This is a genomic window from Arthrobacter luteolus NBRC 107841 (assembly GCF_001552075.1).
GTDB lineage: Bacteria > Actinomycetota > Actinomycetes > Actinomycetales > Micrococcaceae > Arthrobacter_B > Arthrobacter_B luteolus.
This window is the reverse complement of sequence record NZ_BCQM01000004.1, coordinates 271,960-296,991: the sequence shown is the minus strand read 5'-3', so window position 1 is coordinate 296,991 and position 25,032 is coordinate 271,960. Positions and strand designations below refer to the sequence as shown.

Sequence of the window (25,032 nt, the reverse complement as noted above, 5' to 3'; positions counted from 1 at the left end):
CCGAATAACATCAGTCCGAATTAAGGGAGTAACCATGAGCACGGCCACGGACCGGTCCACACAGTCGCCGGAAGTACCTCCCGCGGACCGCCATGACCTCATCAGGGTGCTGGGCGCACGGGAGAACAATCTCAAGGACATCAACGTCGAGATTCCCAAACGCCGGCTGACCGTTTTCACCGGGGTTTCCGGTTCCGGCAAGAGCTCCCTGGTTTTCGCCACCATCGCCGCGGACTCCCAGCGGATGATCAATGAGACGTACAGCGCCTTCCTCCAGGGATTCATGCCTTCGCTGTCCCGCCCCGACGTGGACAAGCTGGAGGGGCTCACCACGGCGATCATCGTGGACCAGGAGCGGATGGGCGCCAATCCGCGCTCCACGGTGGGGACCGCGACGGATGCCAACGCCATGCTGCGCATCCTGTTCAGCCGGCTCGGCGACCCGCATATCGGCTCCCCCAACGCGTACTCCTTCAACGTCCCTTCGGTGAAGGCCAGCGGTGCGATCACCGTGGAACGCGGCGGTAAGACCAAGGCTGAGAAGGCCACCTTCAACCGCCTCGGCGGGATGTGCCCGCGCTGCGAGGGGATGGGCTCGGTCAGCGACTTCGACCTCACCGCCCTGTACGACGATTCCAAGTCCATCCTGGAGGGTGCGCTGACCATCCCCGGCTACAGCATGGACGGCTGGTACGGGCGGATTTTCAGCAACACCGGGTTGTTCGACGCCGCGAAACCGATCAGCCGGTTCACGAAGAAGGAGCTGCACGCCCTTCTTTACCAGGAGCCGACCAAACTCAAGGTGGAAGGCATCAACGTCACCTTCGAGGGCCTGATCCCGAAGATCCAGAAGTCCATGCTGTCCAAGGACCGCGAAGCGATGCAGCCGCACATCCGTGCCTTCGTGGAGCGGGCCATCACGTTCTCCACCTGCCCGGACTGCGGCGGCACCCGTCTGGCGCCGGAAGCGCTCTCCTCCCGGATCAAGGGCAGGAACATCGCTGATCTGTGCTCCCTGCAGATCAGCGATCTCGCCGAGTGGGTCCGGGATCTGGACGAGCCGTCGGTCGCGCCCCTGCTCGCCGGTCTGCAGCACCTGCTGGATTCCTTCACGGAGATCGGCCTCGGCTATCTCTCCCTGGAGCGCCCCGCAGGAACGCTCTCCGGCGGCGAGTCGCAGCGCACCAAGATGATCCGGCATCTCGGTTCCTCCCTCACCGACGTCACCTATGTTTTTGACGAACCCACCATCGGGCTGCATCCCCACGACATCCAGCGGATGAACCAGCTGCTGCTGCAGCTGCGGGACAAGGGCAACACGGTCCTGGTGGTGGAGCATAAACCGGAAATGATCGCGATTGCGGACCATGTGGTTGATCTGGGCCCCGGTGCCGGCACCGGGGGCGGGGAAATCTGCTTCGAGGGCACCGTGGAGGGCCTGCGCGCCTCGGACACTGTGACCGGGCGGCACCTGGATGACCGGGCCCAGTTGAAGGAGAAGGTGCGGCAGGCTTCCGGCGCCTTGGAGGTCCGCGGCGCCGCCACCAACAACCTCCAGGATGTCGACGTCGATATTCCGCTCGGCGTGTTCTGCGCGCTGACGGGTGTTGCGGGGTCCGGCAAGAGTTCCCTCATCCGCGGTTCGGTGGCGGGACGGGAGGGCGTCGTCGTCATTGACCAGAGCGGAATCAAAGGCTCCCGCCGCAGCAACCCGGCCACCTACACGGGCCTGCTGGAGCCAATCCGCAAGGCCTTCGCCAAGGCGAACAGCGTGAAGCCGGCCCTGTTCAGTTCCAACTCCGAAGGTGCCTGCCCGGTGTGCAACGGGGCCGGAGTGATTTATACCGACCTTGGTGTGATGGCCACGGTGGAATCCACCTGCGAGGAATGCCAGGGCAAGCGGTTCCAGGCCCAGGTGCTGGAGTACACGCTGGGCGGGCGGAACATCGCCGAGGTGCTCGCCATGTCCGTCACCGAGGCGGAGGAATTCTTCAGCGAAGGCGAAGCCCGGACTCCGGCGGCGCACAAGGTGCTTTCCCGGCTGGCCGACGTGGGGCTGGGCTATCTGAGCCTGGGCCAGCCGCTCACCACGCTGTCGGGCGGTGAACGGCAGCGCCTGAAGCTCGCCTCGCAGATGGCGGAGAAGGGGGACGTCTATGTGCTGGACGAACCCACCACCGGACTGCACCTGGCCGACGTCGAGCAGCTGCTGGGGCTGCTGGACCGGCTGGTCGAATCCGGTAAATCGGTGATCGTGATCGAACACCACCAGGCCGTGATGGCGCACGCTGACTGGATCATCGACATGGGTCCGGGTGCCGGGCACGACGGCGGCCGGATTGTGTTCGAGGGAACGCCGGCTGATCTGGTGGCATCGCGGGCCACCCTCACCGGGGAGCATCTGGCCGCCTACGTGGGGGCCTGAGCCGGCAGGGCGGGTCCTGCGTTCAGGAGGGACCCGGTCGGTTTCTGGCGGGCCGTGATCCGGAAGCCTTGCCGATTCCCGCCCACCGGGCTGTAATCCGGCCGATCCGGGACTTTACTGGTTCCCGCAGCGGCCCTGATCCAGGCTGCACCAGGTCAAGTGTGTACCGCGCTAGCCGTTTTGACCGAGCCATTCTTGGCTAAGCCACAGCCGGTCAGGGAGCGTTACGGCCGAACCCGGTGTGTCCTCCGCTTTGGGAAAACCCATCCATTGTGTGCACCGTTTCCCTCCGCTATGGGAAAATCCGCCGTTGTGTGGCACCGTTTCCCTCCGCTTTGGAAAAACTCCGCCGTTATGGGGTTTCCCTCCGCTGCGCGGGCGGCGGAAAATCCCATAACGGTCGATTTAACCCCTAACGGAGGCTTTTAGGGGTCACCTCCATACCGGTGCCACGAGGCCCATGGATACGCCCGGTCGCCTGTGCCTCCGCCCGAATCACCAATCGCCGCGGGCTACACGCCCGGCCACTGTGTATCCAACCAGGGCACCGGCAAACTCGCCGGGTGCTAGCCCGCGACGTCCAGGTAGACGGCGCCGCCGGAGGAGGCCGTCGGTACGCTGCGGATGAGTTCTGCCTGCTGACGGATCATCCGCGACTCGCTGCGCAGCTGCTGGTAAGCGCGCTGCTGCGCCATGGCGAGCAGCCGTGCCCGCGCAGCGAACTGCACCGGCATCGGGCCAAGGTCGTGCGGCGGATGCCAGGCGCTGGCGACGCTGCGGGCCTGTTCCTGGACGGTGCTCCCGTCCATGAAGGCCTCAAGGTTGTCTTCCAGCTGGGTCAGGATTTCGTCCCAGCGCTCCAGGTTTTCTGAGTCCGGCTCAGCCGCGTCAGACGACTCCATGGGTTCAGCCGACACCGAGGGTGCCGCCTGTACCGGTCGGGGCGGCGCCGGGCGCCTGGGTGGGGAGCTGGGCAGCGGCCTCATGCCAGGCTGCGCGGAGCGGTTCCATCAGGTTGATGCACTCGCGGGTCATTGCCGCACTGTGCTGGAGGTTGGCTTCCACCAGCGCCTTCATCACATAGCCGTAAATGGCCTGGAGGTTCTCGCCGCCCTCCCACTCGTCGACCTTGAGGGTTCCGCTGAGTTCGGCAACGATCGCCTGGGCATGCACCAGCTGCTCCGAGGCAGCCGGCCAGTTTCCGGCCTGCTGGGCTGCTTCGGCGCGGTTCAGGTCCAGCAGCATCCGGTCGTAGAGCATGGTGAGCAGCCGAACGGGAGAGGCGGACATCACCGCATCCCGGATGTACTCAGCCCGCTTGGCCTGCAGTCCGTAGCTCACGGTCACTTGCTGCCTGAGTTGGAGCCGTTAAGCGAGGCGAGCTGCCCGGTCAGCCATTCCTGCTGCGTTTGCAGCTGGCTGAGCTTGACCTCCAGATTGCCCCAGATCAATTTCAGCGTGGATTCACGGCTGGCCAGGCGGCGGTCCCACCCTTCAATTTGGGTGTTGAGGTCCTTGATCACGGATTCCTGGCCGGTGATCCGCTGGGTGATCAAACCGTCGTATTTGTCCGAAGCCACCTTGCCGGCTGCTGCGACCCGCCCGGCAATCGTCTGCAGCGTTTCCTGCGTCTTGATTGGATCAGCTTCCATCGCTGCGGCGAACTTCTCCGCATCGAACTCAACGGTGCCTTCCTTGGTGATGACAACGCCGATTTCAGAGGGTGAGCGGCCATCGATCGGTGAGGTCGCCGCGTCCATAACCTGCCGCTTGATATCCCGGATCCCGGCGTCGCCCGTGAACAATCCGCCGGTCGCGCTGGTGTTTCCGGAACTGGTGGTGACGGTGACGGCGCTGTTCTTATCGATGAACGCAAAGACATCGGCCAAGGAAGCGACCATGTCGGAGGCTACTTTGGAGATGGCTTCGTCGTCCCTGGCAACCGTCAGGGTGAGAGCCGTGTTGGCGGGTGTATTAGCAGCCAGGGTCACGTCAACACCGGGCATGATGCCCTTGAAGGTGTTGGTGCCGGACGTCAGTTCCTGTGCGGCAGGGGTACCCGCCCAAAGGGTGAGCTTGGCGTCCTGCGCGGGCTTGAGGACATCCGCGTCAGTTCCGTCAATGCTTGCCGTGAACGCACCCTCGGCGCCGGTCTTTGTGGCGGTGAACTGCACCCGGTACTGCTGGACACCGTCCACGATGCCGGTGGGAATCTTCACACCGGTCACCCCGAGGTTGGCCTTGTTGACCTCGCTGATGACCTCATCCATGGATTTGTCCGTGGTATCGAAGGAGGTTGTGGTGCCGTTGGCTGAGATGGACAGGGCACTGTTGGACGGCCAGGCCGCCATCGCTGCGGAAAGCGAGATCTGCGCCGTGGCTGTCTGGGTAACCGAGATATCGAGTGAACCTGCTGCTGCCCCGGCGCCTACCGTTGCGGTGACCTTGTCCGAACTGCTGGTCGCCGTGAAAAGATCGGTCCCGGCGGGCTTGGCCGTTTTGGCCGCGGCCTCGGCCAGGGAAGCGATCTTGGTGTTCAGCGACTGCAGGGCAGTGGTAAACAGCTGGGTCGTTGTGACCTTGTTCTTGAGCAGCAGCTGGGGCCGGGCTTCGATGTCCATAAGCTGCTTGATCATCTCGGTGGTTTTGATACCGCTGATGATCCCGTCGATGCCTAGCGCCATGCCGATGCTCCTAAAAGGTATCCCTCCGGTGCCACCGGAAAGGCTTGATAAAACGCTTCAGGCAGGGAATGGGCTGACGGGAAAAGTGTGAGGTCCAAGTCATTCTTTTCCCGTCAGCGGCCATTCACCTGCCGGTTAAGCGGTTACTGCTGGGTGCGGTGCCGCCGGAGCTGCCCCGCGATGAAACCGTTATTACTGCAGGAGCTGCATAACGCCGGAGTTCATCTGGTTAGCCTGGGCCAGCATTGCGGTTGCGGCGCTGGAGAGGATCTGGGACTTGGTGAAGCTGCCCATTTCCGCTGCCATGTCCGTGTCGCGGATGCGGGAGTTGGCTGCCGAGAGGTTCTCGACGGAAACCGCGATGGAGCGAGCGGTGGATTCCAGGCGGTTCTGCTGGGCACCAAGGGATGCACGCTGAGTGGAGATAGCGGCGATCGCGGTATCCATGGCCACAACTGATGCTGCGGCAGCGTCCGAATCGGTAACCGATGCGGCCGTAACAGCACCGACTACGGCGGTCATGGCCGTGAAGGCAACTTCGAGCTGATCTTCAGCGACAACGCCGCCGGCGCCAATCTGAACGGTGATGTTGGTGTCAGCGTTCAGCAGCTTGATGCCGTTGAAGTTGGTGGAGGCCTGGATACGGCCAAGCTCGGCGCCCAGGGCGTCGATTTCACCCTTGATGGCTTCACGGGACTTGACGTTGTTGGAATCGTTACCACCCTGAACGGCGAGGTCGCGCACGCGGTTCAGGATGTTGTGGACCTCGGTCAGGGCGCCTTCAGCGGTCTGGATCAGGCTGATGCCGTCCTGAGCGTTGCGGCCTGCCTGGGTCAGACCGGAGATCTGGTTCTTCAGACCTTCGGAGATGGCCAGGCCGGCAGCGTCGTCAGCTGCACGGTTGATACGCAGGCCGCTGGAGAGACGCTCCACCGACTTGGACTGAGCAGCCTGGTTCAGGTTCAGGTTGCGCATTGCGTTCAGCGACGAGGTGTTTGTTGCGATTGTGAAACCCATGGTGAATTCCTCCGTGATTGGGCGATAACTACAAGGCCCGTCCGTGGGCCTCTACCCGTAGTTATCGGCCCTCACGGGTCAGGTGTTAGGAATCCGGGAAAGTTTTTTCCAGCCATTTGAGACCTGGAACACAGCAGTTATTAGGACACGGCGGTGTTCAGGACACCATGCCCGCCCGGGGCAGAGAATCCGGTGGGATGGAAATGCGGGTCCTGCCGGGTGAGCCCGCCGGCCGTCCATTCCGCCACCGAGGAGAGGTAGGCGTTCCGCCGGGCCGGGGAAATCCGGGACTCAATCGGTGCCGGTGCCCCCGTGTCCGAGTAGTGGGTGCCCAGACCGTCGCGCAGCAGCCGGACTGCTTCGGCGCGCTGCTGGGAAACCGCGGAGTGGGTGGCCCCCAGCTCGGCGGCCAGCTCCTTGACGGACCGGTCGTGGAAGTACACCTGCTCCACGATGTAGCGCATTTTTTCCGGCAGGGCAGCGACGGCGGCCCGCAGATACTTCATGCTTTCGGCATTCAGTACTGACCCTTCAGGCGAAGGCAGCTCACTCACCAGGGAGTCCGAGGCGGCGTCGTCCAGGTGGGACACGGTGCGCGACGCGTCGGCGAGGGCATCCTCGGCCGTACTGCGGTCAACACCCAGGGCAGAAGCGATCTCGTCGACCTTCGGGCTCCGTCCGAGCGCCCCAGTCAGAGCTTCCTTTACTGCCAGTGTTTCCTTGATGCGCTTCCGTGCCGTCCTGGTGGCCCAGTCACTGGAGCGCATCTCGTCGGCAAATGCCCCAACGATGCGCCGGCGCGCGTACGCACCGAAGGGCACACCCAGCTCTGCATTGAACGAGTCAGCAGAGGTGATCAGGGCGATTGCTCCAACCGATGCCAGATCATCCCGGGAGAGATGTGTCACCTTGGCACACACCTCTGAGACCAGATATCCGACCAGCGGTAAGTTCTCCACAACCAGCAGGTTGCGTTCTTCACGATTCAAAATATGGACCCCCAAGTCCTTGTTCCCCAACAAAATACGCTTGCCGCTAGGACGGAGGCTGAGACCCCCGGGAGATTCCATACTTTGGCGTAATACGTGCAACATACCACTAACATTGATGGTGCAACCGCCGATAGGTGTGTCTGACGGATTAAAAGTTTTTCGGCCTGTGAAGGCGGGTGTCTTGAAACCGTTGCAGGATGTGATTCCGCATCCATCGGAAGACAAAACACTCGCGTAGACCGCAGGAGGTGAGCTAGACATGGGTACCCAGAAATTGTCCGCATTACTCTGGGAAGAACGGGAACTGTTGGAGCTCCTGACCTTCAAGCTCGAGGAAGAACAGCTGCTCCTGACCTCCGGGAAAACGCGCTGGCTCCAGCACGCCACCCGGGAAGTGGAGCAGGTCCTTGATCGCCTGCGGATCGCGAATCTGGCCAGGACGGTGGCCGTTTCCGAACTCGCGGAGGAATGGGGCATAGCCGAAGATGCAACTCTTCGGCAGATTATCGCCGCAGCACCTCCAGGACCGTGGACTGAGATTTTCACGGCCCATTTGCAGGCAATGACGGAACTGACCGTGAGGATCCGCGACCTGCGGGACACGAACGAGCAGTTCCTCCGTACGGCTGCGCGTTCCGCCCAGGAAACCCTCGCGGGCCTGGGCACGGAGAGCAAAACGTACACCTCCAGCGGCAACTCTGCCGGGCCGGGAAGCAGCGCCCGCATAGTGGACAAGCAACTCTAGAGACCGTGAACAAAGGAATCGTCACGCCATGAGCACCTTCAGCGGCCTTAACACCGCTTACTCCGGTCTGAGCGCGGCCCGCAAGGGCCTCGACATCGTTGGGCAAAACATCGCCAACGTCAACACACCGGGATACACCCGCCAGCGGGTCACCACCTCCGCCATGGGCGGCGCGTCCATCGCCGGCAGGTTTTCCACCGGACCGGCTGTGGGCCAGGGCGTCTCAGTTGACGGGATCGCCCGGCTCGGCAGCATGCAGCTGGATACCCGTGTACGGGCGACCGCCGCAGCCTCCGGGTTTTCCGCAGTGCGTGCCAATGCCCTGTCCAGCCTGGAAACCAGCCTGAACGAACCGGGGAAGAACGGCATTTCCACGTCCCTGACCGAGTTCTGGGCCGCTTGGCAGGGTGTGGCTAACAAACCCGGGGACGAAGCCGCGGCCACCGGGCTCATCGGGCAGGCCACCATCCTCGCCCAGCAGATCTCCACCGGGTATGAGGCAGTGGAGGAGCAGTGGACCGGTGCGTATAAGCAGCTCAAGGACATGGAGGCGGAGCTGAATGGCACCGCCTCGCAGATCGCGTCCCTGAATGCGCAGATCCGGACCACTCTGGCCTCCGGCGGGTCGGCTAATGAACTGATCGACCAGCGGAACGCCCTGACCACCACGATCGCCGCTCTGGCGGGCGGAACGGTCCGCGAATCCGACAACGGCATGGTCGACGTCCTGATTGACGGCAACGCCATTGTCTCCGGGGATATCGTCCGGCCTGTCCAGGTTGCCGGCGGGGTTGCCATGGGCGGCGAAGCGCCGCGCTTGGAGTGGAGCCACCGCCCAGGGACCAACATGGCAGTCAGCGGCGAAATCGCCGGAGCGCTCAGCATCTTGGCACCGGCCGGCGACGGCGGCGTGCTGGCATCCGCGGCGGAAGGCTACAACAACTTCGCCAAGGCCCTGGCTACCGCGGTGAACGGTGTGCATAACGGCGGCACCAACACCGCCGGAACGGTGCTGGGTGATTTCTTCAGCCACACCACCGATCCCGCTGCCCTTTCGCTGAAGGTCATTCCGACCAATGCCGGAGGCGTCGCCACCGGTGCAGCCGGCCAGGGATCGAAAGACAACTCCGTGGCCGACGCCATCGCGCAGCTGGGTACCGGGAAAAACTCTCCCGACTCGGTCTGGGCCGGCTTTGTCAGCGGCATTGGCGCCAGCTCCCGCGTGGAGATGCAGCAGGCGGAACTCGCCGGCGTGGCAGCCTCCTCCGCCGTCGGAATGCAGCTCTCCAACTCTTCGGTGGACCTGGATGAAGAGAATCTGAATCTGCTCGCTTATCAGCATGCCTACCAGGGCGCTGCGCGGGTCATGACAGCCATCGACGAAATGCTCGACACCCTGATTAACCGCACCGGCATTGTGGGAAGGTAACCCGTGATTTCCCGTACCTCCAATCTGTTGATGACGCGCAACGCCCAGCAGAACCTGCAGGCGAACATCTCCCGGCTGGCCAAGCTCCAGGAGCAGGCGCAGACCTCAGCCGCCATCACCCGGCCGTCGGACAATCCTTCCGGCACCGCCGACGCGCTGAAGGTCCGCGGCGAAATCCGCGCCAACACTCAGTACAAGAGCAACATCGCGGACGCGAACAGCTGGCTCGCCACCGTCGACGCCGCCATGTCCCGCACCGCGGACATTCTCACCCGGATCAAGGACCTGGCCATCACCGCGTCCACCTCGACGACCACCCCGGCGAGCAAGGCCGCGATCGCCACGGAAATTGAGGGGCTGAAGTCGGATCTGCTGGCGCAGGCCAACACCTCCTACCTGGGCCGGAACATTTTTGCCGGGAACTCCGATGCGGGGGCCGCTGTCACGGTGGATACCTCGGTTGATCCGGCGGTTTATACGTTCACCGGTGCCGGCGACGGGCCGGTGACCCGCCGGCTGGATGCAAATACCACCGTGCGGGTCGATGCCAGCGCAGATGCTGTCTTCGGAGACGTCTTCACCAAGCTCGATTCCCTGGTCGCGGACCTGCGGACCAACGGAAACATCAGCGGACACCTGTCCGGCATCGATGCGAGCAGGGACACCGTGCTCTCGCAGCAGACCGACGTCGGCATCCGCCATGCCCGCGTCATGAAAGCAGAGGAAACCAACATGGAGCAGTCCGTGAGCCTGGAATCCCGGCGCTCCGGCATCGAAGATCTGGACACGGCAACGGTCATTATGGATCTGAAGCTGCAGGAACTGGCCTACCAGTCCTCGCTGGCTGTCACCGCCAAGGTCCTGCAGCCCACGCTGATGGACTTCCTGCGATGAGCACCGTGACGCCGGTGGTTTTCCTTACCCCTCCCCCTGGACTGGAACCCATCACGGCCTTCGACCTGGCTGACGTGGACGGCGCCACCGGGCTGTACTCCCTGACCGGTGCGGACGTTTCCGCTGGACAGCGCCGCTTCTACGCGATCGACGCCTCCGTGTACCTGCCCGATTACAACCCGGAGATCGCCGACGAGCAGGCAGCCCAGCTGGGCCTCCAGGATCCGGCCGATGCCCGTGTCCTGGTGGTCGCCAACCCGTCCGACGGCGGCACCACCGTGAACCTGCTGGCCCCGGTCATCATCAACACCCGGACCTGGCAGTGCGCACAGGTCATCCTGGAAGGCGGCGACTGGCCGCTCCGGGCGCCGCTGGAAGCCGTCGCAGCAGCCTGAGCCTCGCTCTCCTGACGTAAGAGACCCCCTGACATAAGAAAGGGCGGCCTTCCCCTCCGGGAAGGCCGCCCTTGTCTGTGGTGGATCTACCGCTGTGCCCTCAGGCTCGCGGCTGTTTAGGCGAAGTCGGACGTTGCCGGATCGGCGCCGAAGCGGGTGCCGTTATCCAGGGCGTTGATCGCCTCGATGTCCTCGTCCGAGAGCTTGAGGCCCAGGGCAGCCCAGTTCTCCTGGATCCGCGATTCGGTCACGGACTTCGGGATCACGATGTTGCCGAGCGCCAGGTGCCAGGCGATGACCACCTGGGCGGCGGTGGCGCCGTCGTACTTCGCTGCGATGTCCTGCAGGACCTGGTCATCCAGCAGGCCCTGGCCGGAGCCGAGCGGGGAATAGGACTCGTGGCGGATGCCGTGCTTGGCCTCGAACTCACGCAGTTCCTTCTGGGCCAGGTACGGGTGGGTTTCCACCTGGTTCAGGACCGGAACAACGCCGGTGGCGTCGATGATTTCCTGCAGCGCCTCGACCGTGAAGTTGCAGACGCCGATGGACTTGACCCGGCCGGACTTCTGCAGCTCGATCAGAGCCTTCCAGGTCTCAACGTACTTGCCCTGCTTCGGCTGCAGCCAGTGGATCAGGTACAGGTCCAGGGTCTGAAGGCCCAGACGTTCCATGGACGCGTCGAACGCGGCCAGGGTTTCCTCGAAGCCCTGATCAGCGTTCCAGACCTTGGTGGTGATGAACAGGTCTTCGCGCGGCAGGCCGGAGGCGGCAATGGCGCGGCCGACGCCGGCTTCGTTGCCGTAGATCTTGGCGGTGTCGATGTGCCGGTAGCCGGCCTCGAATGCCATGCCCACGGTCTTTTCCGCGAGTTCGTCTTCAACCCGCCAGACGCCGTAGCCGAGCTGGGGGATGGTGTTGCCGTCGATGAACGTCACAAGTGGGGATGTAGTCATGGTCACCATCCTGCCAACACTTCGGCGCCGCGCTGACCAAACGGAGCCGAAGTTTGCTGGACGCGAAATTCCGGTACCGCGGTCCGGGGCCCGGAAGGGGACGTTCCAGGTCCGCTAAACCGGTGACCCGTCCGGCTGGTCCGTGGCAAGGACACGTTCTGCCTCAGCGATGTCCTGTTCCACGAGCTGTGCCCGGCGGCGGACATTTTCGACGCCGGAGGAAGCGATCCCCCAGCGTTCCCCTTCCAGCCGTGACATGGCCGCCGCTTCCGCGGTGGCTGCCAGTGAGTTGCCGGACCGGGACAGGGCACGGTGGACACCGGTCATCCGGCCCGGAATGTCCTGGCCGGTGCTGGGGCACTGCCCCTGGGCTGTGGCGCAGACGGCCCGGACCCGCGGCAGGAGGCTGGAGAGTTCGTTGGCGACGAGGGCCAGCTCGTTATAGAGCGCGTCGTCTTCGACGCCCTCCAGCATCTGGTGGTAGCGGTCCAGCCCGCGGGTGAAGCGGTCGTGGGCGCGCCGCCACACACCCATGCCGAGTTCGACGTCGTCCTTGCGCCCTTGCCGGGCTGCTGCGAAAAGTGCCATCTTGCGGGAAATTCTACAGATACTGTCCGGGACCCGCGTGGGGCTCGATCCGGCTGGCCGGGCCGGGGGCCTGCCGCTGCTGGCCTGGGGCGGCACCGGCGCGGCGTGGTTCACCGTCTTCCCCGACGACCACACCGGGGGCGATCACCGTGCCCGGGGGCAGCTGGCGCAGCTGCAGACGGCCCTGCAGCTGCTGGTTAGCGGTCTGTTGTGCTGCGATCGCGGTCTGAATTCCGCGGAACAATCCTTCAAGCCAGCCCACCAGCTGGGCCTGGGCGATGCGCAGCTCCGCGTCGGTCGGCGTCGACTCTTCCAGGAACGGCAGGTTGATCCGCTGCAGTTCGGTGACGAGCTCCGGAGCCAGGCCGTCGTAAAGTTCCTTGAGCGACCGCTCATGGATCTCAGCCAGCCGGTTCCGGGCGGCGTCGTCAAGGGGTGCGTTGCGCACTTCTTCGAGCAGCTGCTTGATCATGGTGCCGATCCGCATGACCTTCGCGGGCTCATCCACCAGTTCGTTCAGCTTGGCCGGGCCGTTTTTCTCATGGGAGCCGTCCGCCTGGCCGTCCGCACCCTGTGGGGTGCCTTGTTGGGTGCCCGGCTGGGCAGGTGCTGCGCCCTGCGCCTGGGCCTGGTCCTGCGTCGGAGGAGCCGCGGGGCGGGGACCGGCGCCGCCGGGCGACGGGGACTGGGCCGTTTCTCCGGCCGGAGCCGCAGGGGACTGTGCCCCGGGGGCGGCCGCAGATCCGTTCTGTTCAGTCATGGATTAATGCTCTCACGCTTGGGGCTGGTTGTTCCGGGCTTCAGTCGCTTTCCAGCTCTTCCTCCCGCTTTTCGGCATACTCGCCGTTCGGGCTCAGACCTGGCGCGTACTGCCCGGCGTTGAGCTGGCCCGAGGTGTAGTGGTGCGCGTCGAATTCGGGTCCGGCCGCCTGCTCGTCCGGCGGGAGGTTGATGTCCTCGGCCAGATGCTCATCCTCATTGTCCGGCTCCGGGAGCGGAAGGCTGATGTCCTCGCGAAGGTGGGGATCGTGCGGCAGATCGTCGTGTCCAGGCATCTATCCAGCAAAACAGGAACGGGCATCCGCTACAAGGGGGGCCGGACTGAGCTGGAAATGGAAAAGGCAGCGGGCCCGGTGCCCGCAAAACGGCACCGGGCCCGCTGGTGTTCTGTCAGCAGCAGCGTCCGCCGGGATTGTGGTCCTGGCGGTCCATCTTCTCCTTCCAGAACTCCCGCTCGGTCAGCGGCTCCCCGGCGCAGCCCGACGCGGCGTGGTGCGCCTGGTACTTGCGGTAGGCGTCCTCCCCCATCACGTCGCGGAAGAACCGGACGAAGCCGCGCAGGCTGCCGGCAATGGCCGCCGGCATCAGTGCCCGGCTCCCGCCGTCTTGGCCGCCGGTTTTTTGTCCTGCGGCAACGCCTTCCACTGCGCTTCAATCTCCTTCTCCAGCGGGGTGCCGAAGAACCCTGACGGCGCGAAGATGCGGGACGGCACCGCAGGGTCTTCGGCGCTCGGGGCGCCTCCGGAACGGTAGGAGCGGACGGAGGCGATGACCGCGGTAATGATCACGATGATCGCCAGGGTCACGAAGAGGATGGACAGGATTCCCTGCACAAAAGTGTTGCGGACCACGGCGTCCATGGCTTCCACGGTCTTGGCTGTGCCGAAGCTGGTTTCCCCGGCTTCCAGGGCGTTCCTGAAGGCGTTGTGCTGGGCCCAGTAGCCCACACCCGGGACCGGGGAGAAGATCTTGTACATCGAGGCTGTGATGGTCACGACCGAGGCGAAGCCCAGCGGCAGCACCACCACCCAGATGTATTTGAAGAGGTTCTTCTTGGCCAGGATCGCCAGGCAGATAGCCAGGGCAATGGCTGCGAGGAGCTGGTTGGCGATGCCGAACAGCGGGAAGAGCGTGTTGATTCCGCCCAGCGGGTCGGTCACGCCCATGATCAGGATCGATCCCCAGCCCGCGACCATAACGGCCGTACAGATCCAGGCTCCGGTCCGCCACGAAGTGTCGCGGAACTTGGGAACGAAGTTGCCGATCGAGTCCTGCAGCATAAAGCGGGCCACACGGGTTCCGGCGTCGACGGCGGTAAGGATAAACAGCGCCTCGAACATGATGGCGAAGTGGTACCAGAAGGCCATCATGGCCGGTCCGCCGATGAAACTCTGCATGATCATGGCGAGGCCGACGGCGAGGGTCGGCGCGCCGCCGGTGCGGGAGACCACGGATTCTTCCCCGACGCCGGCTGCCAGGGACGTGAGCATGTCCGGTGTCAGGTTGACCCCGGCCAGGCCGAGGGAGTTGACGAAGGCGACGGCGCCCTCCACGGTGCCGCCGGTGGCCGCTGCCGAGGAGTTCATGGCGAAGTAGATTCCGCGGTCAATCGAGAGCGCGGCGACCAGGGCCATGATGGCCACGAAGGACTCCATCAGCATGCCGCCGTATCCGATGAACCGGGTCTGGCGTTCCTTCTCAATCATCTTCGGCGTGGTGCCGGAGGAGATCAGGGCGTGGAACCCGGAGAGCGCACCGCAGGCGATGGTGACGAACAGGAACGGGAAGAGCGGCCCGGCGACCACCGGCCCGTCCGACCGGGACGCGAACTCACTGAACGCGGGAACGCTGATCTCCGGGCGGACAATGATGATGGCCACGGCCAGCATCACGATGGTGCCGATCTTCATGAAGGTGGAGAGGTAGTCGCGCGGGGCGAGCAGCAGCCAGACGGGCAGGACAGCGGCAATAAAGCCGTAAATGATGATGCCCCAGGCGATGGTGACCCGGTCCAGGGAGAACAGCGCTACGCCCCACTCGGTGTCCGCGATCCAGCCGCCGCCGACGATCGCCAGCATCAGCAGCACAAAACCGATGATGGAGACCTCGGTGACCTTGCCGGGCCGCAGGAACCGCAGGTACACGCCCATGAACAGGGCGATCGGAATGGTCATGGCGACGGAAAAGACACCCCAGGGGCTCTCTCCGAGGGCGTTGACGACCACCAGGGCGAGGATCGCGACGATGATGATCATGATGGTCAGCGTCGCGATCAGGGCTGCTGTGCCGCCGATCAGGCCGAGCTCTTCGCGGGCCATCTGGCCCAGCGAGCGGCCGCCCCGGCGCATGGAGAAGAACATCACCAAATAGTCCTGGACCGCGCCGGCCAGGATCACACCGACGATGATCCAGACGGTGCCGGGGAGGTAGCCCATCTGGGCTGCCAGCACGGGGCCGACCAGCGGTCCGGCGCCGGCGATCGCGGCGAAGTGGTGGCCGTAGAGCACCCGCCGGTCAGTGGCGGCGTAGTCCTTGCCGTCGGCCTTGTATTCGGCCGGGGTGGCGCGGCGGTCGTTGGGCTTGAGCAGGTGCCGCTCGATGAACTTGGAGTAAAAGCGGTACCCGATGAAGTAGGTGCAGACGGCGGCGAACACGAACCAGATGGCGTTGACCGTTTCACCGCGGACGATGGCAAGCATCGTCCAGCTGATGCCGCCCAGCAGGGCTATCCCGACCCACAGGACGATCTTGGCCGGTGTCCAGCGGCGATCCTCGGCCTCGGCATCGGCGTCATCCAACGCGACCGGAGGCAGATCCGGATCCTGGACCAGGACGTCTGGCCCCGTATCCACCGGATCGTGCCCGGCCGGCCCCTTCCGGTGCCGTCTGTTCTCACTCATGGTGCTTCCCCTTGTCAGCAGTGCGGTTCCGCACCTTGTGGCGGGGTGCGGGTGATGCGCACGAGGGTAGCAGCGGCAGGGGTGTTCCAGGTCACATACACACCGGCACGGCCACCGGTGTTCGGCGGCCGTGCCTGTTTTTGCGCTAAGTGGAGTTTTGCGGCGGGCGACCGCCGGGGCTAGACCGTCAGCAGGATTTTGCCGGTATGCCGGCCGGAATCGAAGTACTCGTGCGCGGCGGCTGCTTCCGCGAGCGGGAATGTGCGGTCCACCAGCGGCTTGACCGTCCCGTCCCGAAGCATCGGCCAGACGTACTCCCCGACGGCGGCCATAATGGCGCTCTTCTCTTCCTCCGGCCGCCCCCGCAGGGTGGTGCCCATCACCGCACAGCGTTTGGACATCAGGGCACCGAGGTCGATCTCCGCACGGGTTCCGCCCTGCAGCCCGATGATAACCAGCCGGCCGCCGGCCGCGAGCGCCTCGACGTTCCGCTGCAGGTACTTTGCGCCCATCACATCGAGGATCACATCCGCACCGTGACCGCCTGTGGCTTTCCGGACTTCTTCCACAAAGTCCTGCTCCTTGTAGTTAATGAGGCCTTTGGCTCCCAGGCTGCGTGCGAGTTCCAGCTTCGAGGCGCTGGAGGCAGTAACCAGCGGCACTGCACCGAAGGCGGCCGTCAGCTGGATTGCCATGGTGCCGATTCCGCCCGCACCGCCGTGGATGAGGACATACTCACCTTCCCGGACACCGGCAGCCATAAAAAGGTTCGAAAAGACCGTTGCGGCCACCTCCGGCAGGGCCGCGGCAGTGACCAGGTCCAGTTCCGGCGGCACCGGCAGCACCTGGCCGGCGGGCACCGCCACCTGCTCGGCGTAACCGCCGCCGGAGAGGAGGGCGGCGACGTCGGCCCCCACCTCCAGACCCTCGACACCCGTTCCCACCGCGGCCACCCGGCCGGAGACCTCCAGCCCGGGGTATTCGGGGGCGCCCGGCGGCACGGGGTAGTTACCCATCCGCTGCAGGACATCCGCGCGGTTCAGTCCGGCAGCGGCCACATCAATCAGGACCTCGCCCGGGCCGGGCACCGGGGCGGGGACGTCCCGGAGTTCCAGGACCCCGGGACCGCCCGGTTCGGTGATAACGATGGCTTTCATGAGGCCTCCTGAGGGTGGCGAAGATTTTGGCGAATTGGGCTCATCTGCCAGACTACTAGCGGGGAAGGTTGTCCGAGCGGCCGATGGAGCTGGTCTTGAAAACCAGTGTGCGGTAACCCCGTACCAAGGGTTCGAATCCCTTACCTTCCGCATTTGCACCCCGGTTCACTGAGCCGGGGTGCTTTTTTGTGCCGTTGCATGTCAACGCATATTGCACCCGCATATTACTTTGCGGATTCATCAGCATGCTTTCCCTCAAATATGGTTGACACGTGGTTTCCGGCCCATTTGGGGGGTGGACCACTAAACCATTTTCTATCGAGGAGCTATGACTATGTATTCGGCCCACAAGACGTCTCTGTCCCGAGCCGGAAGAATCCTCGCCGCAGCATCGCTGACGGCACTGCTGGCAGGCTGCGCCGTTCCGCTGTCCTCCGGCGGCGGCAATGCTGCGGCGGACGAGAAACCGTCCTCCGCAGCCGCTTCCCCTACCGCTGAGAAGGTAGTTGAAGAAGTTGAAGACGTTTCCCCGGAAACGGTGGACGCGATTGATCTGAACGTCGGCGACTGCCTGATCGAACCTGACGGCGATCAGATCACCGAAGTGGACGTCCTGCCGTGCACGCAGGAGCACGACAGTGAAGTTTATGCCGCCATGGACATGGCGGGCAGCGAGTACCCGGGCGAGACAGCCGTTGACGAAGCAGCGGCGGAATTCTGCGTCGCCGAGTTCCAGCCCTACATCGGCGCGGATTACCAGACCTCGGTCCTGGACATCGGCCTCATCACGCCGACGTCCTACTCCTGGACCCTGGGCGGGGACCGGGAAATCCTCTGCACGGTTTACCGGGTGGACGGCTCACCGCTGACCAACTCGGTGCGCAACGCGCAGATCTAACTTTCCGCCTGCAGGAGGGCCTCGGCACACACTGTGCCGGGGCCCTCTTTCACTTTGTCAAGAGCCAGTGCCGGTTCGGACTTCAAACCGGTGAATTCCACTGGTCAAAGCCCTTGGGCTGGGATATGCAAAGAGGGTTCACCGCACCCCACTGCCGTACCATCCGGGCCGCTTCTGCTTGCCCTGCTGCGGCACCACTTTCTTCGAGGAGCATGAGGCATGAGACCTACGAGATGGAAGGCGGTGCTGGGAACAGCACTGTCAGCCGGCCTGCTGGCCGGCCCCCTGGCGGCACTGCCCGCCCACGCCGAGGAAGGCGGGGGCGGCGTCATCATTAATGAGGCGTACCTGAGCGGCGGCAGCGCCAACGCCCCCTTTACCAATAAATTCGTAGAGCTCTACAACCCCACCAGCGCCCCGGTCAGCCTGGAGGGCTGGTCACTGCAGTACCGCGCCGCGGGAACAACCACGGCGCCGTCCGGAATCGGCCGGCTCAGTGGAACCATTCCGGCCGGGGGCCACTACCTCATCCAGGGCGCCAGCAACGGCACAACCGGCACCGCCCTCCCCACCGCGGATGCAACCATCGGGGCCAGCTTCTCCGGTGCCGCCGGAACCCTGGTGCTCGCCAACCAGGCGACGGCCGTCAACCCGCTCCCCACCGGCTCGGTGATCGGCCAGCCCGGCGTCGTTGACCTGCTGGGCTACGGCACCTCGAACACCTTCGAAACCGCACCCGCCGCCGCACCCGCGGGCAACAGCGACCCGAAGTCCTTAAACCGCACGGGATTCGCGGACACGAACAACAACGCGGCTGACTTCACGCTCAGCGGTACGGTCACCCCAACCAACACCGCCGGCGGCGGCACGGGCCCCGTTGATCCGACCGACCCGCCGGATCCCACGGATCCGCCCGACGGTACGGTCGCCATTGCCGCCATCCAGGGAACCGGCGATGCGAGCCCGCTCGTCGGGCAGAACGTCACCACCCGCGGCAAGGTCACCGCGGCCTACCCCACGGGCGGATTCAGCGGCTATTACCTGCAGACCCCGGGAACCGGCGGCACGATCGATCCCGCCACACACACCGCTTCGGACGGCATCTTCGTGTTCTCCGCAGCTACCGTGGGCCAGGTCGCTGTTGGCGACTACGTCGAAGTCACGGGCACCGTGGGCGAGTACTTCGGGCTCACGCAGCTCACGGTCGCCGCCGGCGCCCTGACCAAACTCACCGAGCCGGCCGAAGAGGTTAAGCCAGCCAACGTCGCCTGGCCTGCCACTGACGCGGAACGGGAAACCCTGGAGGGCATGCTCCTTGCTCCCCAGGGCGACTTCACCGTCACCGATAACTTCTCCCTGAACCAGTACGCGGAGATCGGCCTCGCAGCCGGTACCGAACCACTGGTCCAGCCCACCGCCGTCGCACCCCTGGGAACGCCGGAGCACGCGGCTGTTGCCGCAGGGAATGCGGCCAAGGCCGTGAAGCTCGACGACGGCGCCACCACCAATTTCCTTGCTGCGGCGAACCAGTCCAAACCGCTGCCGTACCTGACCCCGTCCGGCCCGGTCCGTGTTGGGGCGCCGGCTGCGTTCACCACGAATGTGATCCTGGATTTCCGCAACAGCGCCTGGAAGTTCCAGCCGCTCACCGAGCTGACCCCGGCCAACGCGGCCACGGTCCAGCCGGCGTCGTTCGAGAACACCCGCACCGCCGCACCGCAAAGCGTCGGCGGGAACCTCAAACTGGCGTCCTTCAACGTGCTGAACTACTTCAGCACCACCGGTGACCAGCTCACCGGCTGCACCTATTTCAACGACCGTTCCGGAGCCCCGATCACGGTCCGCGGCGGCTGCGACGCCCGCGGTGCCGCCGACGCGGCCAATCTGGAACGCCAGCAGGCCAAGATCGTCCAGGCGATCAACGCACTCGGCGCCGACGTCGTCGGGCTGATGGAAATCGAGAACTCCTCAGCGCTGGGGCAGGACCGTGACACGGCACTCGCCCACCTGACTGCGGCCCTGAACGCGGTGTCCCCCGGCACCTGGGACTACGTCCGCTCCCCCGCGGCCCTCCCCGACGCCGAAGACGTCATCCGCACGGCCTTCATCTACCGGACCGCGAACGCTGAACCTGTCGGCGAATCCGTGATCCTCAATGACGAAAGCGTGTTCTCCAACGCCCGTGAACCGCTGGCCCAGGCCTTCAAGCCTGCCGGCGGAGCGGACAGCGAATCCTTCGTGGCCATCGCGAACCACTTCAAGTCCAAGGGCTCACCCCCGGCCTCCGGGGAAAACGCGGACAACGGCCAGGGCGGCTGGAACGCCGACCGGGTCCGCCAGGCGCAGGCACTGGTGTCCTTCGCCGACACCGTGGCGGCCGACGCGGGCACGGAGCGGGTTTTCCTGCTGGGTGACTTCAACTCCTACGCCGCCGAGGACCCCATGCGCATCCTGGCAGAGGCCGGATACGTGAACCTGGGTGACGCCACGGGCAAGCACTCCTACGCCTTCGGCGGCCTGGTCGGGTCCCTGGACCACATCCTGGCGTCCCCGGCAGCGGCCGAAGACGTCACCGGAACGGACATCTGGAACATCAACTCCGTGGAATCCGTGGCACTGGAATACAGCCGGTTCAACTACAACGTAACCAGCTTCTACGCTCCGGACGCCTACCGGTCCTCGGACCATGACCCCATCCTGGTGGGCCTGAACCTGACCCCGGCCGAGGCGGAAACCACCGAGCTGAACCTGCTGAACATCAACGACTTCCACGGCCGGATCGACGGCAACACCGTCAACTTCGCCGGAACCGTTGAACAGCTAAAGGCCGCCGCGCCGGAGGGCAGTTCGCTGTTCCTCTCCGCCGGCGACAACATCGGCGCGTCCCTGTTCGCTTCCTCGGTGCAGCAGGACCAGCCGACCATCGACGTCCTGAACGCCCTGGGCCTGCGGGCCTCGGCGGTCGGCAACCATGAGTTCGACGGCGGTTTCGCCGACCTCACCGACCGGGTGGTTCCTGCCGCGGACTTCGAGTACCTCGGCGCCAATGTCTACCTCAAGGGCACCACCACTCCGGCGCTGCCCGAGTACGCCCTCCTGGACGTCAACGGCGTGAAGGTGGCCGTGATCGGCGCGGTGACCGAGGAGACCGGTACGCTGGTCAGCCCCGGCGGCATCGCCGCCCTGGAGTTCGGGGACCCGGTGGAAGCCGTGAACCGCGTGGCCGAACGGCTCGTGGCTGAGGGCCTGGCCGACGTCATCATTGCCGAATACCACGAAGGCGCCGGTGCGGGCACGCCCGACGGCGCCACCCTCGAGGAGGAGGTTGCCGGCGGCGGTGCGTTCGCGGAGATCGTGACGGAAACCAGCGCGCTGGTGGATGCCATCTACACCGGGCACACGCACAAGCAGTACGCGTGGGACGCACCGGTTCCCGGCGTCGAGGGCAAAACCCGCCCCGTGGTCCAGACCGGTTCCTACGGTGAGTTCATCGGTCAGATCGAGCTCGAGTACAACGCCGAGACGGACGAGGTGCTTTCCTACACGGCCGGTAACGTCGCACGGACCGCCACCCCTGCTGCCGAACTGGTGGCGGCCTACCCGGCCGTCGCTGAAGTGAAGCGGATTGTCGACGCCGCCCTGGCGTTCGCGGCCGAGGTCGGCAACCAGCCGGTCGGCTCGGTAACCGCGGACATCACGACGGCCTTTACCGGCGCCTCCCGGGATGACCGGTCCAACGAATCCACGCTGGGCAACCTCGTGGCGGACTCGCTGCTCTCTTCGCTGGGCGCTCCCGAGCGCGGCGGTGCGGAAATCGGCATCACCAACCCCGGCGGGCTCCGCGCGGAGCTGTATTACGGCCCGGATGGTGTCATTACCTACGCCGAAGCCAACGCCGTCCTGCCGTTCGTGAACAATCTGTGGACCACCACGCTCACGGGTGCGCAGCTGAAGGCAGTCCTGGAGGAGCAGTGGCAGCCGGACGGAAGTTCGCGGCCGTTCCTGGCACTGGGCCTCTCCGACAACGTCACCTACACCTATAACCCGGACCTGGCCCGCGGTTCCAGGATCCAGTCGGTAACCGTCAACGGCGCTCCGCTGGACACCGCCCGGGCCTACCGGGTGGGGACGTTCAGCTTCCTGGCACAGGGCGGGGACAATTTCTCCACCTTCGCCCAGGGCACCGACACCCGGGACTCCGGGCTGATCGACCGCGATGCCTGGATCAGCTACCTCCAGGCCAACAGCCCGGTCTCCCCCGATTTCGCCCGGCAGGGCGTTATCGTCAAGGGCGCACCTGCCACTGTGAAGGCGGGTGCCAGCGCCACCTTCACAGTGGAGAAGCTGGACCTGACCTCGCTGGGCAGCCCGGCCAACACCACGCTCGCAGTGAGCTGGGTTCCGGCCGCCGGTGCAGCCATCGCCCTGGGATCGGTTCCGGTGACCGGCGGAGCGGCGAGCGTTACCGCGGCCATCCCGGCGTCGGCATCCGGCAACGGTTCGCTGGTCCTCACGGCGGCCCCATCGGGGACCACGGTGACGATTCCGGTCACGGTCGAAGCCGGACCGCAGCAGCCGACCTGCGTGCGGCCCATCCCGCCGAAAAACTGGTGGGACCTGCGCGGCTGGCTGAAATACGCGGTTGACTATGCACGGTATCTGCTCTGCACGGTGGGCCGCGGCTAGTCCGCACCTGCTAGCTAATTCTGAGCGCTGACCAAGCGGCGCCGTCCGGGGTTCAAGACCACCGGGCGGCGCCGCTTCTCGTTCAGGACGGGAGCCAGACTGTAGACACCCTGTTTTTACTGTGCTTATAGTGAAGGAAGTGCTTATTTGTTGGACTGGGGGGCATCGGAATGAGGGCGTCACGAGGAGCTTGGCGGTTCGTCCGCCCTGTGCTCCTGGGAGCCGCCGCAGCCGCCTCCTGGCTGACTCTGTCGGCCACCGGTGCTTCGGCCGACCCCCTGCCTGAACCGGATTCCCTTCCAGCAAGCGTGAGTGTTTCTGCTGCGGGCCTCGTGGATTCCGCCGTGAATGCCGTCGATCAGGTGACGGACGGCCTGCTGCCTTCCTCACAGACACCGGCCCAGGCTCCCGCGCCGGAAATTTCCCTGCCAGATGTGCCCCGTCTCCAGCCGGCAGTCCATGGGGTAGCAACGGCAGTCGACGAGCTGGTACAGACCGTTCCGGTGGTGAGGACGGTGGTACCCGCGCAGACGTTGCCTGCAGCCACGGATCCCATCCTGACTGTGGTCGACGACATTGCCGGCTTTGCGGTAGAGACAATTCGGCCGACCGCAGACGGCCTCCTCGAGACTCTGCATCCCGTCCTCCCCCCGGCCAACGACGTCGGGGCTGGCCAGGGTTGTCCCGAAGGCCAGGGAGATCCCGCTGCCCCTCCCGCGGCTGGCTGCAGCGGGAGCCCGGTAATTCCAGCGCTTCCGGACATCGACGCGGTGACAGAGGGCACAGCCGACAGCCCCCGCTTTGCCCCAGACCGCCAACCGGCCCCTGAGCAGCTCCCGACGGCAACAGAACAGCTCGCGGATGAAGATGCCTTGGCCCCTGCGGTATCCGAGGTCATGACCAGTCATGGAGATACGGCTGTGGGTACGGCAGAGTCCTGCGCTGAAGTCTCGCCAGAGGCCGCACTATCCGTGTCTTCTGGCCCGGATTCCGGGGGTCCAGCGGGAGCACCGCAAGGTGGCCTCATGCCGGTGGGCTCCGGATCGTCGGTTGTGAGCCCTTCAGCAGCAGGCCCCTTACTGCCCGGCTGCCTATCCGGGCAGCATCTCAACATTCCGGCACTGGCTGCGCTGCCCGCCTATACGGAGCTGATGAAAGCCCCCTCACGTGTGTCGCTGGATCACGAGTCGTTCCCTGATTAGTTAGGCCTCTGTCCGTTATGCAGCCGGACAAATGCCATTCGGGCCCCATGGGCCCCATCCCAATTACTTGTCAGGAGAATTGCTATGCGTTGCACTATTCGACGAGGGCTGCTCGGCACCCTCTTTGCCGGAGGATTGCTGGCCCTTGGAACAACCGCGGCCAGCGCGGAACCCGTAACCTCCGGCTCCGACGGACTCCTCTCCGGAACCCAGATCACCGCACCCATCACCATCCCCGTCAACCTCGGCACCAACTCCCTCGCAGTCCTCGGCGAAGCCACCACCGAGACCACCAGGAACACCGAGACCACCGGGAACACCGGGACAGACGCGGCAACCGGGACACCGGCAGAGAGCGCGGAACCCGTAACCTCCGGCTCCAACGGACTCCTCTCCGGAACCCAGATCACCGCACCCATCACCATCCCCGTCAACCTCGGCACCAACTCCCTAGCAGTCCTCGGCGAAGCCACCACCGAGACCACCAGGAACACCGAGACCACCGGGACAGACGCGGCAACCGGGACACCGGCAGAGAGCACCGGACCCGTAACCTCCGGCTCCAACGGGCTCCTCTCCGGAACCCAGATCACCGCACCCATCACCATCCCCGTCAACCTCGGCACCAACTCCCTAGCAGTCCTCGGCGAAGCCACCACCGAGACCACCGGGACAGACGCGGCAACCGGGACACCGGCAGAGAGCACCGGACCCGTAACCTCCGGCTCCGACGGATTCCTCTCCGGAACCCAGATCACCGCACCCATCACCATCCCCGTCAACCTCGGCACCAACTCCCTAGCAGTCCTCGGCGAAGCCACCACCGAGACCACCAGGGACACCGGGACCAGCACCCCGGGCTCTGTGCCCCCAGCCGGGCCCCGTCCAGGAGTCACACTTCCCGTAGTGATTCCTGCTGGAACCACGCCTCCTGCAGGGACACAGCCGAATGTAGGACCTGAGCCGACATCTGTGTCCTTCGTTGCGGAGGAAACGACCCGGTTTACTTCCGTACCCGCTACCGAAACACCGCTCAGGACATCCGCGGCGACGGCTGAGGTTTCATCGAGCAACCTGGCTGACACCGGAGCAGCGGGCATGGTCCTGTTGTGGCTGGCGCTTCCGTTGCTCGGTGCCGGACTGGTACTGATCAGGCGAGCAGGCCGGCAAAGCAGCTAACCCGTAAACCCGGCGGACAAGGCGGGGTTCCGGTGCTGCCGGAACCCCGGCCTTTCCGTTGTGTTCGGCCACGGCGTCCGGGACGCACATGGGACCTGACCGATCAGA

General features: G+C 65.1%; 20 protein-coding genes and 1 tRNA gene. 9 read left to right on the top strand and 12 right to left on the bottom strand.

Annotation, left to right across the window (positions count from 1 at the left end):
- Window positions 1-34: 34 nt before the first annotated feature.
- Window positions 35-2,425: an ATP-binding cassette domain-containing protein gene (locus tag AL3_RS09995; RefSeq protein WP_066300084.1), complete on the top strand. Its 2,391-nt coding sequence runs from the start codon at window positions 35-37 to the stop codon at window positions 2,423-2,425.
- Between the two features lie 566 nt (window positions 2,426-2,991).
- Here the strand turns inward: AL3_RS09995 and AL3_RS09990 are convergent.
- The 5 genes from AL3_RS09990 to AL3_RS09970 form a co-directional block, all read right to left on the bottom strand.
- Window positions 2,992-3,327: a hypothetical protein gene (locus tag AL3_RS09990; protein ID WP_151723980.1), complete on the bottom strand. Its 336-nt coding sequence runs from the start codon at window positions 3,325-3,327 to the stop codon at window positions 2,992-2,994.
- 4 nt (window positions 3,328-3,331) lie between these two features.
- Window positions 3,332-3,766, bottom strand: a complete 435-nt coding sequence (gene fliS / locus AL3_RS09985) for a flagellar export chaperone FliS (protein WP_246168618.1) — start codon at window positions 3,764-3,766, stop codon at window positions 3,332-3,334.
- A gap of 2 nt (window positions 3,767-3,768) precedes the next feature.
- The gene (gene fliD, locus AL3_RS09980) at window positions 3,769-5,109 is read right to left on the bottom strand and encodes a flagellar filament capping protein FliD (RefSeq protein ID WP_066300080.1); all 1,341 of its coding nucleotides are present in this window, start codon (window positions 5,107-5,109) and stop codon (window positions 3,769-3,771) included.
- 192 nt (window positions 5,110-5,301) lie between these two features.
- Window positions 5,302-6,126, bottom strand: a complete 825-nt coding sequence (locus AL3_RS09975) for a flagellin N-terminal helical domain-containing protein (RefSeq protein WP_066300077.1) — start codon at window positions 6,124-6,126, stop codon at window positions 5,302-5,304.
- A gap of 140 nt (window positions 6,127-6,266) precedes the next feature.
- On the bottom strand, window positions 6,267-7,115 hold the full coding sequence (locus AL3_RS09970) for a sigma-70 family RNA polymerase sigma factor (protein WP_083521642.1): 849 nt from the start codon (window positions 7,113-7,115) through the stop codon (window positions 6,267-6,269).
- Window positions 7,116-7,377: 262 nt separating this feature from the next.
- Here AL3_RS09970 and AL3_RS09965 point away from each other — a divergent pair, with 262 nt between their 5' ends.
- Genes AL3_RS09965 through AL3_RS09950 form a run of 4 tightly spaced genes read left to right on the top strand, consistent with a single transcriptional unit; the run spans window position 7,378 to window position 10,581 of the window.
- The gene (locus tag AL3_RS09965) at window positions 7,378-7,863 is read left to right on the top strand and encodes a flagellar protein FlgN (protein WP_066300076.1); all 486 of its coding nucleotides are present in this window, start codon (window positions 7,378-7,380) and stop codon (window positions 7,861-7,863) included.
- Window positions 7,864-7,891: 28 nt separating this feature from the next.
- On the top strand, window positions 7,892-9,292 hold the full coding sequence (flgK, locus tag AL3_RS09960) for a flagellar hook-associated protein FlgK (protein ID WP_066300074.1): 1,401 nt from the start codon (window positions 7,892-7,894) through the stop codon (window positions 9,290-9,292).
- Between the two features lie 3 nt (window positions 9,293-9,295).
- The gene (gene flgL, locus AL3_RS09955) at window positions 9,296-10,186 is read left to right on the top strand and encodes a flagellar hook-associated protein FlgL (protein ID WP_066300071.1); all 891 of its coding nucleotides are present in this window, start codon (window positions 9,296-9,298) and stop codon (window positions 10,184-10,186) included.
- On the top strand, window positions 10,183-10,581 hold the full coding sequence (locus AL3_RS09950) for a flagellar assembly protein FliW (protein WP_174522130.1): 399 nt from the start codon (window positions 10,183-10,185) through the stop codon (window positions 10,579-10,581). The genes flgL and AL3_RS09950 overlap by 4 nt, the downstream gene beginning before the upstream one ends.
- 116 nt (window positions 10,582-10,697) lie before the next feature.
- Here the strand turns inward: AL3_RS09950 and AL3_RS09945 are convergent, their stop codons facing one another.
- From AL3_RS09945 to AL3_RS09915, 7 genes are all read right to left on the bottom strand, one after another.
- Entirely contained in the window at window positions 10,698-11,534 is an 837-nt protein-coding gene (locus AL3_RS09945) for an aldo/keto reductase (RefSeq protein WP_066300069.1), read from the bottom strand.
- Window positions 11,535-11,648: 114 nt separating this feature from the next.
- Window positions 11,649-12,122: a hypothetical protein gene (locus AL3_RS09940; RefSeq protein WP_066300067.1), complete on the bottom strand. Its 474-nt coding sequence runs from the start codon at window positions 12,120-12,122 to the stop codon at window positions 11,649-11,651.
- Between the two features lie 13 nt (window positions 12,123-12,135).
- Window positions 12,136-12,882, bottom strand: coding sequence for a bacterial proteasome activator family protein (locus AL3_RS09935; RefSeq protein WP_066300065.1), 747 nt, complete (start codon window positions 12,880-12,882; stop codon window positions 12,136-12,138).
- A gap of 40 nt (window positions 12,883-12,922) precedes the next feature.
- On the bottom strand, window positions 12,923-13,177 hold the full coding sequence (locus AL3_RS09930) for a hypothetical protein (RefSeq protein ID WP_066300062.1): 255 nt from the start codon (window positions 13,175-13,177) through the stop codon (window positions 12,923-12,925).
- Between the two features lie 115 nt (window positions 13,178-13,292).
- The gene (locus AL3_RS09925) at window positions 13,293-13,487 is read right to left on the bottom strand and encodes a YbdD/YjiX family protein (RefSeq protein WP_066300059.1); all 195 of its coding nucleotides are present in this window, start codon (window positions 13,485-13,487) and stop codon (window positions 13,293-13,295) included.
- Window positions 13,487-15,802 (bottom strand): carbon starvation CstA family protein, encoded by a 2,316-nt coding sequence (locus tag AL3_RS09920; protein ID WP_083521641.1) that lies wholly within the window; start codon window positions 15,800-15,802, stop codon window positions 13,487-13,489. Before AL3_RS09920 ends, AL3_RS09925 begins: the two co-directional genes overlap by 1 nt.
- A gap of 179 nt (window positions 15,803-15,981) precedes the next feature.
- Window positions 15,982-16,959, bottom strand: a complete 978-nt coding sequence (locus AL3_RS09915; protein WP_066300055.1) for an NAD(P)H-quinone oxidoreductase — start codon at window positions 16,957-16,959, stop codon at window positions 15,982-15,984.
- A gap of 62 nt (window positions 16,960-17,021) precedes the next feature.
- On the opposite strand from AL3_RS09915, the gene AL3_RS09910 reads away from it, so the two are divergent.
- The 4 genes from AL3_RS09910 to AL3_RS09890 all read left to right on the top strand — a co-directional run bounded on the left by AL3_RS09910 (window position 17,022) and on the right by AL3_RS09890 (window position 24,924).
- Window positions 17,022-17,109: transfer RNA gene (locus tag AL3_RS09910), tRNA-Ser, on the top strand.
- Window positions 17,110-17,287: 178 nt separating this feature from the next.
- Window positions 17,288-17,857 carry a septum formation family protein gene (locus AL3_RS09905; protein ID WP_083521640.1) on the top strand — a complete coding sequence of 190 codons (570 nt, stop codon included), beginning with the start codon at window positions 17,288-17,290 and terminating at the stop codon, window positions 17,855-17,857.
- A 219-nt stretch (window positions 17,858-18,076) separates the two neighbouring features.
- Window positions 18,077-22,543 (top strand): ExeM/NucH family extracellular endonuclease, encoded by a 4,467-nt coding sequence (locus AL3_RS09900; protein WP_066300050.1) that lies wholly within the window; start codon window positions 18,077-18,079, stop codon window positions 22,541-22,543.
- Between the two features lie 1,286 nt (window positions 22,544-23,829).
- Complete coding sequence (locus AL3_RS09890; protein WP_083521639.1) at window positions 23,830-24,924, top strand: chaplin family protein; 1,095 nt, start codon at window positions 23,830-23,832, stop codon at window positions 24,922-24,924.
- Window positions 24,925-25,032 lie beyond the last annotated feature (108 nt).